Genomic DNA, 15,384 nt, shown 5'->3' with positions numbered 1-15,384 from the left:
CAGATCTGTCTACATTATGCCCCCGCCCGAGGTCACCCCTCAGGCGCTGCCGCCGACCCGCTCGCACGGCAGGACAGCTGCCCCGTCCCGGCCGCCGCGCACCAGCCCGAGCAGCGCGAACGCCGCGAGGACGATCACGGCGACGCCGTACTCCTGTGCGGTGGCGGCGAGTCCGCCCGCGTGGACGACGAGGAACCCGGCGATCACGGTGGGCACCCCCATCCCCAGGTAGGAGACGACGAAGAGCAGGGACAGCACCCCGGAACTCTCGTGCGGCCTGGTCAGTGGCATGACCGTACGGATGCCGCCCTGGAACCCGCTGCCGAAGCCGACGCCCGCGAGGGCGGTGCCGACGAAGAAGCCGGTGGGGGAGGAGCCGCGGATCGAGGCGAGGGTGAGGGCCACCCCGGCGATCAGCGCGAGGATGCCGGTGAGCATCACCGTCCGGGTCGCCGCCTTGCGCAGGACCGTCACGGAGACGGCGGCCACCCCGGCGAGCACGAACAGGCTCAGCCCGCCGAGGACCTCGGACCCGGAACCGGTCAGCCGGCGTGCCAGGGACGGGCCGAGCGATCCGTACAGTCCGGCCAGCGCCCAGACGGCGAACAGCACCGGCGCGGCCACGAGCATCGGGCGGCGTACGGCACGCGGCAGCTTGATCTCCGGCGCCAGGCTCGCCAGCGCCCCCGGCTTGCGGGTCACCGTCTCCGCCATCAGGGCCACGGCGACGGCCTGGAGGACGAAGACCGCCAGCAGCCCGAGGTAGACCAGGTGTGTGGGGGCGGGCAGGAACTGGACGACGAGACCGGAGACCAGCGCGCCGGACGCCGTGCCGATACCCGGTGCGACCGCGTTGGTGATCGTGCCGCGCGGCCGGTCGATGTCCATCATTCCCGCCCCGATCGCGCCGAGCGCCGCGCCGGTCGACAGACCCTGCACGATCCGGCCGACCATCAGCGCCGGCACCCCGTCGGCGGTGGCGAACACGATCATCGAGGCGGCCTGCGCCGTCAGTGCGGCCAGCAGTACGGGCCGCCTGCCGACATGGTCGGAGAGCTTGCCCATGGTGAGCAGCCCGAGCAGCACGGCCACCGCGTAGACGCCGAAGACCACGGTGGTGGTGATCGGGTCGAAGCCCCATTCCGCCTGGTAGACGGCGTAGAGCGGGGTGGGTGCGCTGGAGGCGGCCAGGAACGAGATGGTGATCGAGGCGAGTACGTACAGCGCCACGTTCGACGGCAGCCGCCGGCCCCGCGCGGATATGGCGGCGGGTATGCCGGCGGATCCGGGTCCGGCGGGCGCCGCGTCCGGGGTGCGGGCCGGTTTGGACATCGGGACGACCGAGGGATTCGTCATGACCATTCCCGTCCAGAGCGTTGGGTAGACCTGTCTGTCTAGTTTCTCGAAACAGATTAGACAGACAGGTCTACTCAGGTCAAACGCGTCACGGTACGGCGGGGCAGCTGGTGCCCCGTGCAGGGACCGTCAGGCCGGTGAGGTACCTGTCCACCGCGTCCTCCATGCAGGGGCCGCTGGTGACGCTGCCGTGCCCCTGGCCCTCGTAGGTGAGGAGCACGCTGCCGCGGCCCAGCTGCCGGGCCACGGACACCGCCCACGGGTAGCCGGTGGCGGGGTCGTGCAGGGCGTTGGACAGCAGGACCGGCGGGGCGCCGGGTGCGTCCAGGCGGTGCTGCGGGTTGGCGGTCGGCGCGCCCAGACACGCCGCCGCCATGTGGATCGGCAGCAGGTAGGGCAGGTCCGGCGCGGCCCTGTCCATCGTGGTGACGAGTGAGCGGTACTCCCGGTAGTCGCGCACCGGCAGCCGCCAGTCCGAGCAGAAGACCGGGGTGGCCGGCGGCAGTGGCGCCGTCCCGGTGGGCGACGCGGGCAGCGGCGTGCTCGCCTCCATCCCCGCGATCAGCGTGGCCAGGCCCGCGTAGTCGGCGTCGTAGAACTTCCGGAACGCGTACTTGTTGACCAGGTCGGAGGAGGACAGGGCGGTCCCCGGCCTGTCCGGGTTCGCCAGCTCGCCGCGCGCGGCGCGGGCCAGCAGGTCCTGCCAGACGGCGCGGACGTCACGGCCGTACAGCGCGCAGTCCGCCGCGCCCCCGCACCACTTCACGAACTCCTGGAACGAGTCCTGCGCCGCGGCCGCCTCCGAGCGAAGGAATTCACGGGTGGCCGCGACGCTGTGGTCCATCACGCTCTCCAGCACCATCGCGCGCACGCGTCGCGGATAGGTCTCGGCGTACTGGGCGCCGAGCAGCGTGCCGTACGAGCTGCCGTGGAAGGTCAGCTTCCGCTCGCCGAGCGCCGCCCGCAGGGCGTCCAGGTCCCGGACCGTCTGCCCGGTGTCGAGGTGGTCGAACACCGGGCCGCTACGGGCCCGGCAGTCGGCGCGGAGCCGTCTGTTGTACGCCAGGGTGGCGTCGAAGTCCGCCCGGCTCCTCAGCTCCGGTGACGGCCGCTCGGCCAGCAGGCCGGCGGAGCAGGTCACCGGGTCGCTGCCGCCCACACCGCGCGGGTCGAAGCTGACGATGTCGAACCTGCGGCGGACCTCGGGGCTGAACCGGCCGATATTGCCCACCACCATCCGCACGCCCGAGTCGCCCGGGCCGCCGGGGCCGAACACCATCGAGCCGACGCGCGCCCCGGGCTCGGTGGCCTTGCGGCGGGCCACGGCCAGGTCGATGCCCGGCCCGTCCGGGTGGTCCCAGTCGACCGGTACGGAGAGCGTGGCGCACTCGGCTCCCGGTTTCGCCGGGTCGTCGCACGGTGCCCACCGCAGGGCCCCGTGCGCAGCCGGCGAAGCGTGGACCGGGGGAGCGGCGGCGAGACCGGTGACGGCGGCCGTGGCGGCCGCCACGGCCGCGGCCGTGCCGCGTGCGGCGAGGAGCCGTAATGCGGATCTGTCCCTGAACGGCATGGAGCCTCCTTGCGAAGAGAGCGGTTGCGTCAGGTGTGCGGGCCCCGGCCGGGCGTCCGCCGTCACGCTAGGTGCTCCGTCGCCCGTGCGGTGGCCCTCTCGGGGGCTTCTCCGGGTCGGTTCAGGGGCCGTTCAGGGGCCACTCGGGGGTACTCGGGGGGTGCCCGAAAGGTGCCCGAGAGGTGCTCCGGGGCGCTCGGGGCTGAGGGGCGAAAAGGAGCACGCCGTGCCGTACCCGTAAGCTGCTCACGCCCCGCGGGGGAAGTCCGGTCGAATTCCGGCGCTGACCCGCAACGGTAGGCGGAGCCCTCCTGATGGCTCCGCGAGCCCGATTACCCGCGGCGGTGAAGGCTCCTGTCAATTCGCCGTGGACTGCGAGAGGTGCTGCAAAGGGCGCCTCGCGTCCGGGCCGCTCCTTCGATCGTGCAGGTGCACGGCCTGAGGTGAAAGCGATCCGACCGTGGTCACTCCCCTCGAACGCATACCTGCCCCGCCCTCGCGCGCGGCGCGCGCCGGTGGCGGGCCCGCCCCTCCCCGACGCGTACCCCTGCCCCTGCTGGTGATCACGCTCTGTGTCCTGCTGCCGCTCTCCCTGGTCTGCGGCGCCGGAATCGGGGCCTCCGGGATCTCCTGGGCAGAGGTGTCGCGCTACCTGTGGGCCGGCCTGACGGGACAGCGGATCGCTCCCGGCGAAGTCGCCGGGTACACCATCGTGTGGGAGCTGCGCTTTCCACGAGCCGTGCTCGCGGCGGTCGTCGGAGCCGGCCTGTCCGCGATCGGCGTCGCGGTGCAGGCCATGGTCCGCAACGCCCTCGCCGACCCGTTCGTCCTCGGCATCTCCTCCGGCGCGGCCGTCGGCGCGAACGCCGTCCTCATCTTCGGGGTCTTCGGCGCCTTCGGCGTCTGGGCGCTGTCCACCGCGGCCTTCCTCGCCGCGCTCCTCGCGATGATGCTCGTCTACGCGGTCGCCCGGACCGCTCGCGGACTGACCCCGCTGCGCCTGGTCCTGACGGGCACGGCCATGTACTACGGCTTCTCGGCCATCACGACGTTCATGGTGTTCGCCGCGGAGCGGGGCGAGGCCGCCCGCTCCGCGATGATGTGGATGCTGGGCAGCCTCGGGGGCGCCACCTGGTCCTCCGTACCGATCGCCGCGGGCGCCACGCTCGGCGGCCTCGCCCACCTCTGGTGGTCGGCGCGCCGGCTCAACGCGCTGGCGATGGGTGACGAGACCGCCGCCGCCCTCGGAGTGGACGCCGGGAGGCTGCGCAAGGAGCTGTTCCTGGTCTCCGCCGCCGTCACCGGGGCGCTGGTCGCGGTCAGCGGCGCGATCGGCTTCGTAGGGCTGATGGTCCCGCACGCCGCCCGCATGCTGGTCGGCGCGGATCACCGACGTCTGCTGGCCGTCGCACCGCTCGCGGGCGCCGTCCTGCTGATCTGGGTGGACATCCTCTCGCGGGTACTGCTCGCCCCGGCCGAACTGCCGCTCGGCGTGCTGACCGCGATGATCGGCGTGCCGTGCTTCATCCTGCTCATGCGCCGCCGCACCTACACCTTCGGAGGTGCGTGATGCGGATCGATATCGACGCGCTGACGGTCGAGATCGCCGGTGCGCGGCTGGTGGAGGACGTCACGCTGCGAGCGGGTGACGCTCGGCTCGTCGGCCTGGTGGGCCCCAACGGCAGCGGGAAGTCAACGCTGTTGCGCTGCGTCTACCGGGCGCTGAACCCCTCCGCCGGAACCGTCCGGATCGGCGGCGAGGACCTGCACGCCCTGAGCCCGCGGGAGGCCGCCCGCCGACTGGCCGCACTTCCCCAGGAGTCGAGTCACGAGTTCGACTTCACCGTCGCGGAGATCGTCGCGATGGGAAGGATGCCGCACCAGGGACCGACGGCGCGCGTGTCGGAGGAAGACCGACGCACATGTGACGCGGCGCTGGCGGAGGTCGGGGCCGGACACCTGGCCGACCGGGGCTTCCTGACCCTGTCCGGAGGCGAGAAGCAGCGCGTCCTGATCGCCCGCGCCATGGCGCAGCAGCCACGGGCGCTGGTGCTCGACGAACCCACCAACCACCTGGACATCGCCCAGCAGCTGGAGGTGCTGGCCCTGGTCCGGGCCAGCGGGCTGACCGTGCTCACGGCGCTGCACGACCTCAATCTCGCCGCACTCCACTGCGACGTCCTCCATGTCATCGACCGAGGCCGGATCGTCGCCTCCGGCGCCCCGCACGACGTACTCACCCCGGAGCTGCTGGCCGAGGTCTTCGGCGTCCGCGCGCATCGAGTACCGCACCCGGAGACCGGCGCCGTACAGCTGATCTTCGACCGCCTCCTCCCCGTCGTCCCCTCCTAAGGAAGCACTGCCACCATGCCCAGCCCGATACGTCCCGCCGCACTCGGCCTCGCCCTCACCGCCGTCCTGGCCCTCAGCGGCTGCGGCGCCGAGATCACCCCGCAGGACGGGAACGACGACAGGAGCGCACCCGCGGCCGGGGGCCACTACCCGGTGACCGTCGAGAACTGCGGTGAGAAGAAGACCTACGACAAGGCCCCGCGGCGCGTGGTCACCAACGACGTCGGCATCACCGAGATCATGTTCGCCCTGGACCTCGAAGACCACATGGCGGGCTATGTGATGCCCGACGACAAGGGCGATCTGACATCCGTCCCCTGGAAGGACGGTTACCAGAGGACCACCTGGCTGTCCAAGAAGACGATCAACAAGGAACTCGTCCTCGACGCCCGCGCCGACCTGGTCTTCGCCGGCTGGAACTACGGCTTCAACGAGGGGGACGGATTCACCCCGGCAGCCCTGAAGAAGGTGGGCATCGACTCCTACCTGTTGAGCGAGTCCTGCCGCAACGGGCAGGGGAAGGCGCGAGGGGTGATGCCGCCGCTCGACGCGCTCTACACCGACCTCCGGAACCTGGGGAAGATCTTCGACGTCGAGAAGCGTGCCGAATCCCTGATCGCACGGTTCCGCAAGGAGGTCGCCCAGGCCCAGGCGACCGCCCTCAAGGGCGCCGACCGGCCGAGGGTGTTCCTCTACGACGACGGCCGGGACAAGCCGCTGACCTCGGGCGCCTACGCCGGACCGCACGACATCATCACCAGGGCCGGCGGCGACCACGTCATGAAGGATCTCAAGGACACCTGGACGACGGTGGGATGGGAAACCGTCGTCGAGCGGGACCCAGAGGTGATCGTCATCAACAACTACGGGGACACCAGCGCGGAGCAGAAGCGGAAGTTCCTGAAGTCCTATCCGCCGCTGGCCAATGTGTCGGCGATCAAGAACGACCGGATCGTCGTCCTCGACTACGTGGACCTCGTCGAGAGCCCGCGCAACCCCGCGGCCATCACCTCGCTCGCGGCGGATCTGCGCAGAGCCCGCCGCTGACCTGTGGCTGAGCCCGCCCGCCGGCCCCGGCACCAGGGGCCGGCGGTGCCGGTGGCGGTCCGTCCGGGTGGGGTCGGCCACTGGATGGGGCAACGGCACGTGTCGTCTCCCGCCCGGTGCACCGCCGCTGCCCAGGATGCCCGCATGAGACCTATGACCAAGCGCCTCGCCGCGCTGCGCTCACGCGCCCGGACCACCGGCGCGGCCTGCGCCGTGCTGGCGGCCGTCGTCCCGGCATGCGCTCTCGGGATCGGCGCGGCGCCGGCCGCCGCCGCGCCCCTGCCCGGCGGCCTCGGCCCGTGCGTACCGGGCGACTGCCCCGACCCGTTCCCCGGCATCAACAACGGGGACTTCGCCGGCCGGGACAACGCGATCAACATCTACGTGGGCGACGACTTCCTGGTACGGGGAGCGGCCGCGGAGGCCGAGGGCCGGGTGGTCGTGCTCGACGACTTCGACCAGGACAAGGACCCGGCGGCGGGCGGTTCGTACAACCTCGGCATCGTGGGGGCCGGATCGCGGGTTCCGCCGCCCACCGGCTCCGACTTCCTGACCACCGGCGGAGACGTGACGATCGCCGGCGGCCAGACCCTCGACACGACGGGCGGTGTCGCGGGCGAGCTGGGCACCGTGCGGTACGCCGGCACCGAGACCGGCAACGTCGACGGCACGCTCGTCCACGACCCGGACGCGGCGGCGCCGTACACGGGCCTGCGCGATCAGCTCACCGAGGCCAGCCGGTGCTACGCGCGCCCCGGCGGCGCGCTCAGGACTCCGACGGGCACGGCGGTCAACCAGGGCACCCAGACGCTGTTCACGGGCGACGGTACCTCCGCCCTCCAGGTCTTCAACGTCGACTTCGACCTGACGGCGGCCGGCGGCGGCCAGCAGGGAATCGTCTTCGCCGGGATCCCCGACGACGCGACGATCCTGGTCAACGTCATCGGGGCGAACCGCACGATCAACACCTACAGCGGTGGCATCGACGACGCCATCGACCCGCTGAACGCCTACCGCGAGCGCCTCCTGTGGAACTTCCCCGACGCCACCGATGTGGACCTGGCGGGGACCGGTCAGTTCCAGGGCAGTTTCCTGATGGGTGAGCAGTCCTCGATGACCACGGTGAGCCTCGCCGGGGTCAACGGCAGGTTCTTCACCACCGGCTCCGTGACCCACACGAGCTCCCCGACCGGGGGCGGCGGCCAGGAGTTCCACGCCTACCCGTTCAACGGCGATCTCCCGGACTGCGACGGGCCGCCCCCGGTGACGGGCGAGGTGCGGGTACTGAAGACGGACGCGGATTCCGGTGCCCCGCTGGCGGGTGCGGACTTCGAGCTCTGGAGGGAGACCAACGGGGTCGACGGCCTCCAGACCTCGGGCACGGACCCGGACACCCTGGTGACGACGTGTACGACCCCGGCATCGGGAGTCTGCGCGGAGACGACCACGGTGGGCACGTACTACTGGCGCGAGACCGGGGCACCCGACGGCTACGAACTCCCGGACCCGGCCGTGTTCGGACCGCTCACCCTCACCGAGGCCGACGCGGACACGGGCGTCCAGACCGAAGCCGCCAACACAGCGGAGCCGGTACCGCCGGGCACGGGCTCGATCACCGTGGAGAAGACCGACGCGAAGAACGGGCAGCCGCTGGCCGGTGCCGTCTTCGAGCTGTGGCGCGAGACCAACGACGTGCCCGGACTGCAGACGACGGGAACGGACCCCGACACGCTCGCCGACGCCGGTTGCTCGACCGACGCGGCGGGGGAGTGCGCCTTCGACGATCTCCCGCTCGGTGAGTACTACCTGCGCGAGACCGCTGTTCCGGAGGGCTACGTCCTGCCGGCCGACCCAGTCTCCGGACCGTACGAGGTGACGGAGGCCAACAGCTCGCAGGGAGTCACCGTCGAGCTCGCCAACGAGCGCGGCGAGCCCTGCGAGGGCAAGGACTGCAAGCAGCGTGGACACCAGGGTGCGCGCGCCTGACGTGATCACCCACCCGGCCGCTCTCCGATGGGCGGCCGGGCGGGCGCGCTGCTTGGCTGGGCAGGACTTCGGTTCCCGATCCGCCCAGGAGGTCCCGCAGTGCGCCCCAACAGCCTCATCGGTGCCGTGGTCGCCACAGCGGCCACGGCACTGCTGTGCACCGCGGCCCCTTCGACGGCCGCCCCCGCGAACGACACCGCGTGCACGGCGCCGGCCGGGCCCTACCAGCGGCAGCTGGAGAAACACCTGGGCCGGCCGGTGGACGGCCGGCAGTCCGCGGCCGACTGCCGGGCCATCCGGTCCTTCCAGGCCGAGCACGACCGGCCGCGGGCCGACGGCTTCGCCGACCTCGCCACGTACCGCACCGTGCTCGTCGTCGAAGCCGCACCCGACCCGAACGCGGCGGGCCACTGCCCGGTCGAGTCCTCCCGCGTCACCTGCGTCGACATGGACCGCCAACTGCTCTGGGTGCAGACGGGCAAGAAGGTCGTCTTCGGACCGGTGCCCATCCGTACAGGCCGCGACTCGCAGGAGACCCGCCCCGGTTGGCACTCCGTCTACTGGCGCGACCGCGATCACGTCTCGACCATCTACGACAACGCCCCCATGCCGTACGCCCAGTTCTTCGACGGCGGACAGGCGCTCCACGGTCACCCCGGCGACCTCTACGACGGCGGCGGCTCGGCGGGCTGCGTCAACCTGACCGTGGACGACGCCGCGAAGCTGTGGGACCTCCTCGCCATCGACGACCGCGTCTACGTATGGGGCGTCAAACCCGGCACCGCCGGATGAGGAGGCCCGCGGCAGTCCTCCTGGGGTACGCGGCCATGGCGATCAGGGAGTGACGATCGTGAAGTCCGGGTCCGGGGCACCGAGGTGGCCGAGGAGTTCGGTGATCTTCGCCGCGTCACCGGTGATGGTGGCCCGTCCCGCGAGTTCCGACGGGGGGAGGGTGCCCAGCAGGACCGCCCGGAGAGCGTCCTCGTCCAGAGCGACCTCGACGTCCGGTGCGTGGGCCGCCGGGCCGGTGCCGGTCACGTGGGTGAGCACACCGTTGTGCAGCCGCAGCGTCACGGGCTCCCCGCCCGCCACGTTCCAGCGCACGGTGATGTCCACGTCCCAGCTGCGGGGGCCGTCGACCCGGATGGACAGCGCGTCGAAGAGCTGGTCCAGCGAGAGGACCCGGAGGAAGTCCGGGGACGAGGTGACGGTGGGCGTTCCCACGGGCCCCCGGCGCAGTTCCAGCGCGCCCGTCAGGTAGAAGTTGCGCCAGGTGCCGTTCTCACTGCCGTACCCGAGCTGCTCCAGCGCGTCCGCCTGGAGAGCGAGGGCCTCCGCGTGGGTCGGGTCCGCGAAGACGACATGGTTCACGACCTGCGCCACCCAGCGGAAGTCGCCCGCCTCGAAGGCCTCACGTGCCCGGCGCACCACCTCGTCGGCGCCGCCCATGAAGTCCACGTACCGCTTCGACGCCTCTACGGGCGGGTGTTCCCACAGGTGGGCGGGGTTTCCGTCGAACCAGCCCATGTACCGCTGGTAGATGGCCTTGGTGTTGTGGCTGACGGAACCGTAGTAGCCGTGGGTGTGCCACGCCTTCTCCAGCGCCGGAGGCATCTCGATGGTCTCGGCGATCTCCAGCGGCGTCATCCCCTGGTTGAGCATCCGCAGCGTCTGGTCGTGCAGGTAGGCGTACAGGTCGCGCTGCTCGGAGAGGAAGCGCCGCACCTTCTCCCGTCCCCAGACCGGCCAGTGGTGGGAGGCGAAGGCGACGTCGGTGGAGTCCCCGAAGAGGGTGATCGCCTCGGTCAGGTACTGGGCCCAGACCCGGGGGTCACGGACCTCCGCGCCCCGCAGGGTCAGCAGGTTGTGCAGGTTGTGGGTCGCGTTCTCCGCGAGGCACAGCGCCGCGTGGTCGGGGAAGTGGATGTTCAGCTCGGACGGTGCCTCGGTGCCGGGGGTGAGCTGGAAGACCATCCGGATGCCGTCGACGGTCTCCGTCTGCCCGGTCCGGGTGATGTCGAGCGTCGGCGGGATCAGGCCGACCGATCCCGTCGAGGTCGTCTGCCCCAGGCCCGCGCCGATCTGTCCCTGCGGGCCGTTGGGCAGGGCGGCGCCGTACATGTAGGCGGCGCGGCGCGCCATCGCGGTGCCCGCGTACACGTTCTCGCTGACCGCGTGCTCCAGGAAGCCCTCCGGTGCGATCACCGGCACGCCCCCGGCCACCTCCTCCTCGGTGATCACGCCCTTCACGCCACCGAAGTGGTCGACATGGCTGTGCGTGTACAGCACCGCGGTGACCGGGCGGTCGCCGCGGCGGCTGCGGTAGAGCGCGAGGGCCGCGGCGGCGGTCTCGGAGGAGATCAGCGGGTCGATCACCAGGACGCCGCGCTCGCCCTCGACCACCGTCATGTTCGACAGATCGAATCCGCGGATCTGGTAGACGCCCTCGACGACCTCGAACAGTCCGTGTTCGGAGACCAGCCGGCTCTGCCGCCACAGACTCGGATTGGCGGTGGGCGGGCAGTCCTGGGTCAGGAACCCATAGGCATCGAGATCCCAGACGGCCGTTCCGTCGGCCCCGGCGATCTCGCTGCTCTGTGCCGTGCCCATGAACCCGCGCCGGGCGTCGTCCATGTCCTGGGTGTCATCGAACGGGAACCGGCGCAGTACATCCTCGTTGGCCCGGCTGATCGAGGGCTGGGCAGGCTTGGACTGCAGATTCCCGGACATGGAGCGCTCCCTCGCGGCGGACTGAGGCACCCCGTCGGCTGCCCTGCCCGCCAGCGTTGCCCCGGAGCCGGTGCGCTGCCAGCAGAGCTACTCCGAACGGCTTACGCACGGGAATACGTGGAGAGGCGGCCGGGCTCCCCAAAGCCCGGCCGCCTCTGTCCTCGGTGTCAGTCCCCGATCAGCACCGGCCCGCCGGGCGGTCCCGCTTCACGAGGTTGGTGTAGCCGGTCGTACCGTCCAGCCACAGCACGCGCTGCCCCTCGTCGGCTGTGCCGAACGCCTGCTCACCACGGTTGCAGGACACGCGCTGCGCGCCGCCCTTGCCGTCGGGTGCGACCTGGTACAGCTTCGCCATCGTGTCGTTGGCCCACCAGGTGGCCGGCGGGGTGGAGGTGATGCTGACCGCGTCGTCCGAGGCCGTCAGCGTGTAGGCGTAGAGGGAGTCCGCGCCCGCCTCCGGGGTGACGGTGACCGGGTCCGAGCCGTCGAGGTCCGCACGGCGCACCGCGGCCTTGCCGTCGTCGGTGGCGTCGTCGTCCTCGATCCAGAAGACGCCGTCGTCGGTGATCGCGGTCTGGCCGATGCCCATGGTGTCGGCGGGGGTGGGCATCTCGGTCCTGGCGCCGGTCGCGCCGTCGAAGACCTCGACACCGACCTTGTACGCGCCGTTGGCGTCGGGGGCCACCTTGGCGTAGGCGATCTTGCCGTCCCTGATGGAGGGCAGGCCGGAGATGTTGGCCGGACGGCCGTCGTCGACCAGACCGACCTCGCCGGTCTTCATGTTGACGTAGCGGACGTTCGTGACCCCGAACTGCGGGTTGAACGCGGTGTACGCGACGTAGTCACCGTCCACGACGAGGCCGGAGATGTCGCTGCCGAATCCGTCGATCACCTTGGCGGGGCCGCCCTTGACGGGGCGCGCCATGATCTTGATGCCGGAGCTGCCGTAGTCGGCCCAGACCACCGTCTTTCCGTCGGTGTTCGCGTAGACGTTGTAGTCGCCGTTGTTGGCGCTCATCAGCTGCGGCTGGCCCTTGCCGGTGGTGTTGCCCAGCCACACCGAGTACGGCTCGCTGCCGTCCTCGTTCGAGCGGGAGACGGCGTACTTCCCGCCGCCGGCGCCGACGCCGGTGTTGTAGATGTTGACCTTGGAGAGGATCGTGTCGGTGTCGATACCGAGGGCCTTCTCCCAGCCCGGGACGATGCCGTGCGCGTCGAACGACGTCTTCACGGTCTTCAGCTGGGCCTTGGTGACGCCCAGTTCCTGCGCGGCGGCGACGACCGCGGCGCGGCCCTCGGTGAAGCCGTCGAGGGGGGTCATGTACGCGGACAGCGCACGGTAGACGATCTTGTCCGCGAGGTCGCTGCCGAGGTCCTGGCGCATGTCCCACAGCGCGCCGGAGAAGATCGTGGAGTTGAGGTGCACCCCGCCGTTGTCACCACCGTAGGTGGCGCCGATGAAGTTCTTCGACGTGGTGGCACCGTCGTTGAGGTCGCGCAGGGCGCATTCGCGCGGGCTGAGCGTGGTGCAGAGGTCCTCACCGAGGAGACCGGCATCCGGGTCGTCCATCGACTGGCCGTTGGCCTCCAGGTCGATGGCGTTGCCGAAGTAGTCGGCGAGCGCCTCGTTCATGGCCCCGGACTGGCCCGCGTAGACGAGGTTCGCGGTGTGCTCGACGACGCCGTGCGTCATCTCGTGGCCGACGACGTCGGTGTCCGCGGAGAACGTGCGGAAGTCACCGCCGCCCTTGCCGTACACCATCTTGGTGCCGTCCCAGAAGGCGTTGTTGTACGGCTGGCCGTTCTGCACCACTCCGACCAGGGAGTAGATGTAGCCGTCCTTGCCGTCGAGGCCGTTCCGGCCGAAGTGGCTCTTGTAGTAGTCGTAGACCTTGCCGGCCGCCCAGTGGGCGTCCACCGCACCGGAGTCGGTGTACTCCGCGCCGAGCTCGGGCGTAGCCGGGCTGAACGGCGCGATGCCGGTCGGCCAGTTACCGGACGCGCCCGCGACCTCCCGGCCGCGGGCGTCGTAGGTCACCAGCATGGGGCCGCTGTACGGGGAGTCGGCGGCCCGGCGACCGTAGTCGATCGTCTGGAGCTCGCCCTTGGTGTTCTTGTACAGGTTCAGTTCGACCTTCTCGCCGTTGTAGCGAGTGCCGCTGCCCTTGACGACGAGCTGGTCGGCGGCGTCGGTGGACACCTCCGGGGCCGTGCCCGTCGGGCCGGAGGCGGCCGGGGCGGCGTCCGTCGCGCCGAACGTCTTGATGTCGCTGTACTGCATGACCGGGAAGCCGGAGTGCGCGTCGATGTACACCTGCTGCTTCACCGGCCGGCCGTCGACCGGGCTGACGCCGGTGACCGTGATCTGCCGGGTCAGTACGCCTGTGCCCTGCGGGAGGACGGTGACGCCGGAGGCGGTGCCGGTGAGCCGCTCGCCCTTGGCCGGAGCCTTCAGCAGCCCGCCGCCCAACTGCGAGGAGACGGCGGCGATCGCACGCTCGACCGCGGTCTTCTCGGAGACCTTCGGCGTCACCGTGGCGAGCTTCAGCTCGGTGAAGTAGTTGCCGGACGTACCGGTGACGGTGCGCTTGCCGTCCTTCTTGGTCATCCGGACCAGGTACTGGCCGCCCAGCACTTCGACGCCCTTGTACTTCTGCTGGAGGCGGACCGTCTCCTTGCCGCCCTTGTCGGTCGTGGTTCCGGCCGAGACCAGGTCCTTCGCCGAGGTGTCCGCGATGTGGTAGCGGCCCTTCCTGGCCTTGAGGTGACCGCGGGCGGCGTCGGCGGCGGTGCCGGTGGCGGCCACCTGCTCGTTCAGCCCGGTGACGAGCGACGGAGTCTCGGTCTCCGCGCCCGGCGTCACCTCGGACGCGGTGGACGCGGTGGCGGTGTCCGCGTGGGCGGCCGGTATCGCCGTCACCAGCAGGCCCGCGGTGGCCAGCACCGCGGCTATGCCCTGACCGACGAGCATGCTGCCGGATCCCTGTCCTGGTCTGGCTGATCTCTTGCGTGCTGAACTCCGCACGGTGCCCCTCCGGTGCCATCACTGCATGAACGGATAACGGATGGGGACATGCAAGTACCGGAGCAGTGGTGTGAACAATGCGTTCCGGGTGCGCACTTGTGGACGTCCACACTTGTGTGGCCTGCATTGACAGGCGAGAATTCAGCCAGTGGGGCTGACTGGGTGGGACACGCAATGGCAGGCGCTCGGGCTCGGAGCGGACGAACTCCGGGTGTACGAAGCGCTGCTCGACGTCCCCGAGCACGCCTCCCGTACCGCCCTCGCCCAGTCCCTGGGGCTGAGCGTCCGCCGGGTCACCAACGCGCTCGACCGGCTGGCGGAGCACAGCTTCACCCACCCGGCCAGAGGCGCGGCCGGACTGCCGCTCGCGGTGGCCCCGTCCACCGCCCTGCGCAACCTGATCCACCTCCGTCAGGCCGAACTCCTGCACAGAACAGCGGAGTTGGAGGAGCTCACCGGCTCCGTCGACCGGATCGCCGCCCAGCTCCTCAGCTCCGTGCACACCCCCCGCTCCACCGGTATCGAGACGGTCCGGGGCGCGGCCGCGATCGGCGCCCGGGTGGCCTCGCTGCTGGTGTCGGCCACCGAGGAGGTGGCCCTCCTGGACCGGCCGCCCTACGCGGCCAGCCGGCCGGACGGGATGCCCGCGCCCCTGGACGTCGCGGAACCGGTCCGGCGCGGGGTACGGGTGCGGGTCGCCGTGGACCGCGAGGGGCTGAGCTTCCAGGGGCGCGCCCGGGGTCTGGGCGAACTGGCCGTACAGGGCGTCCAGATACGGGTGGGCACGGACCTCCCGACGAAACTGATCACGGTGGACCGGCGGGTGACACTGCTGCCGCCGACCGACGCGGCGGACCCGACGGCCTCGGCCCTGGTGGTGAGCGACGCGCTCCTGAGCAACGCGCTGGTGCCGCTGTTCGAGTCGGTCTGGGAGCGGGCCGTCCCCATCGGGTCCGTCACGCACGACCGGATCACGGACGAGGACCGGGAACTGCTGACCATGCTCGCCTCCGGCCTGAAGGACGAGGCGATGGCCCGGCGCCTCGACATCCACGTCCATACGGTCCGCCGCCGCATCACCCGCCTGATGCAGGCCCTGAACGCGGAGACCCGGTTCCAGGCCGGGGTACAGGCGGCGCTGCGGGGCTGGCTGACCGCGTGAGGCGATGCGGCCGGTCAGGGAGCATCGCGGAACCTCGCACGGGCGCTGTGCCCCCCTTCCGGCGTCGGCTGATGGGGCACAAGGAACTCCCTTCGCCGATGAACACCAGCGCGTTTCTATCCTGCGCCGGGCCCCGGCACTCGCTAGCGTTGGCTT

Annotated in this window: 10 protein-coding genes and 1 riboswitch; of the genes, 6 read left to right on the top strand and 4 right to left on the bottom strand. The window is 71.1% G+C overall.

Translation table 11 applies throughout. The annotated features are described in order from the left end of the window. Positions 1-39: 39 nt before the first annotated feature. Positions 40-1,356 (bottom strand): MFS transporter, encoded by a 1,317-nt coding sequence (locus tag ACFVQ0_RS05085; RefSeq protein WP_390084653.1) that lies wholly within the window; start codon positions 1,354-1,356, stop codon positions 40-42. 88 nt (positions 1,357-1,444) lie between these two features. Then, positions 1,445-2,926 (bottom strand): alpha/beta hydrolase, encoded by a 1,482-nt coding sequence (locus ACFVQ0_RS05080; protein WP_390084651.1) that lies wholly within the window; start codon positions 2,924-2,926, stop codon positions 1,445-1,447. Between the two features lie 212 nt (positions 2,927-3,138). After that, positions 3,139-3,285, top strand: a riboswitch (cobalamin riboswitch). Between the two features lie 101 nt (positions 3,286-3,386). Between ACFVQ0_RS05080 and ACFVQ0_RS05075 the strand changes: the two genes are divergently transcribed. The 5 genes from ACFVQ0_RS05075 to ACFVQ0_RS05055 all read left to right on the top strand — a co-directional run bounded on the left by ACFVQ0_RS05075 (position 3,387) and on the right by ACFVQ0_RS05055 (position 9,103). Beyond that, positions 3,387-4,496 (top strand): FecCD family ABC transporter permease, encoded by a 1,110-nt coding sequence (locus ACFVQ0_RS05075; protein WP_390084649.1) that lies wholly within the window; start codon positions 3,387-3,389, stop codon positions 4,494-4,496. Continuing rightward, the gene (locus ACFVQ0_RS05070; protein ID WP_390084647.1) at positions 4,496-5,278 is read left to right on the top strand and encodes an ABC transporter ATP-binding protein; all 783 of its coding nucleotides are present in this window, start codon (positions 4,496-4,498) and stop codon (positions 5,276-5,278) included. The genes ACFVQ0_RS05075 and ACFVQ0_RS05070 overlap by 1 nt, the downstream gene beginning before the upstream one ends. Positions 5,279-5,293: 15 nt before the next feature. Next, entirely contained in the window at positions 5,294-6,325 is a 1,032-nt protein-coding gene (locus ACFVQ0_RS05065; protein ID WP_390084645.1) for an ABC transporter substrate-binding protein, read from the top strand. Between the two features lie 144 nt (positions 6,326-6,469). After that, the gene (locus tag ACFVQ0_RS05060) at positions 6,470-8,311 is read left to right on the top strand and encodes a choice-of-anchor A family protein (protein WP_390084643.1); all 1,842 of its coding nucleotides are present in this window, start codon (positions 6,470-6,472) and stop codon (positions 8,309-8,311) included. Positions 8,312-8,410: 99 nt separating this feature from the next. Next, positions 8,411-9,103 carry a L,D-transpeptidase gene (locus tag ACFVQ0_RS05055; protein ID WP_390084641.1) on the top strand — a complete coding sequence of 231 codons (693 nt, stop codon included), beginning with the start codon at positions 8,411-8,413 and terminating at the stop codon, positions 9,101-9,103. A 42-nt stretch (positions 9,104-9,145) separates the two neighbouring features. Here the strand turns inward: ACFVQ0_RS05055 and ACFVQ0_RS05050 are convergent, their stop codons facing one another. Both ACFVQ0_RS05050 and ACFVQ0_RS05045 read right to left on the bottom strand, forming a co-directional pair. Then, positions 9,146-11,041 carry an alkyl/aryl-sulfatase gene (locus ACFVQ0_RS05050; RefSeq protein WP_390084639.1) on the bottom strand — a complete coding sequence of 632 codons (1,896 nt, stop codon included), beginning with the start codon at positions 11,039-11,041 and terminating at the stop codon, positions 9,146-9,148. Between the two features lie 178 nt (positions 11,042-11,219). Continuing rightward, positions 11,220-14,012 carry a M4 family metallopeptidase gene (locus tag ACFVQ0_RS05045; protein ID WP_390084637.1) on the bottom strand — a complete coding sequence of 931 codons (2,793 nt, stop codon included), beginning with the start codon at positions 14,010-14,012 and terminating at the stop codon, positions 11,220-11,222. 202 nt (positions 14,013-14,214) lie between these two features. Here ACFVQ0_RS05045 and ACFVQ0_RS05040 point away from each other — a divergent pair, with 202 nt between their 5' ends. Beyond that, positions 14,215-15,228, top strand: coding sequence for a LuxR family transcriptional regulator (locus tag ACFVQ0_RS05040; protein WP_390084636.1), 1,014 nt, complete (start codon positions 14,215-14,217; stop codon positions 15,226-15,228). Positions 15,229-15,384 lie beyond the last annotated feature (156 nt).

Source organism: Streptomyces sp. NPDC057900 (assembly GCF_042887885.1).
Lineage (GTDB): Bacteria > Actinomycetota > Actinomycetes > Streptomycetales > Streptomycetaceae > Streptomyces.
Note: the sequence above shows the minus strand (reverse complement) of the source record. Positions and strands in the feature narration are given on the sequence as shown.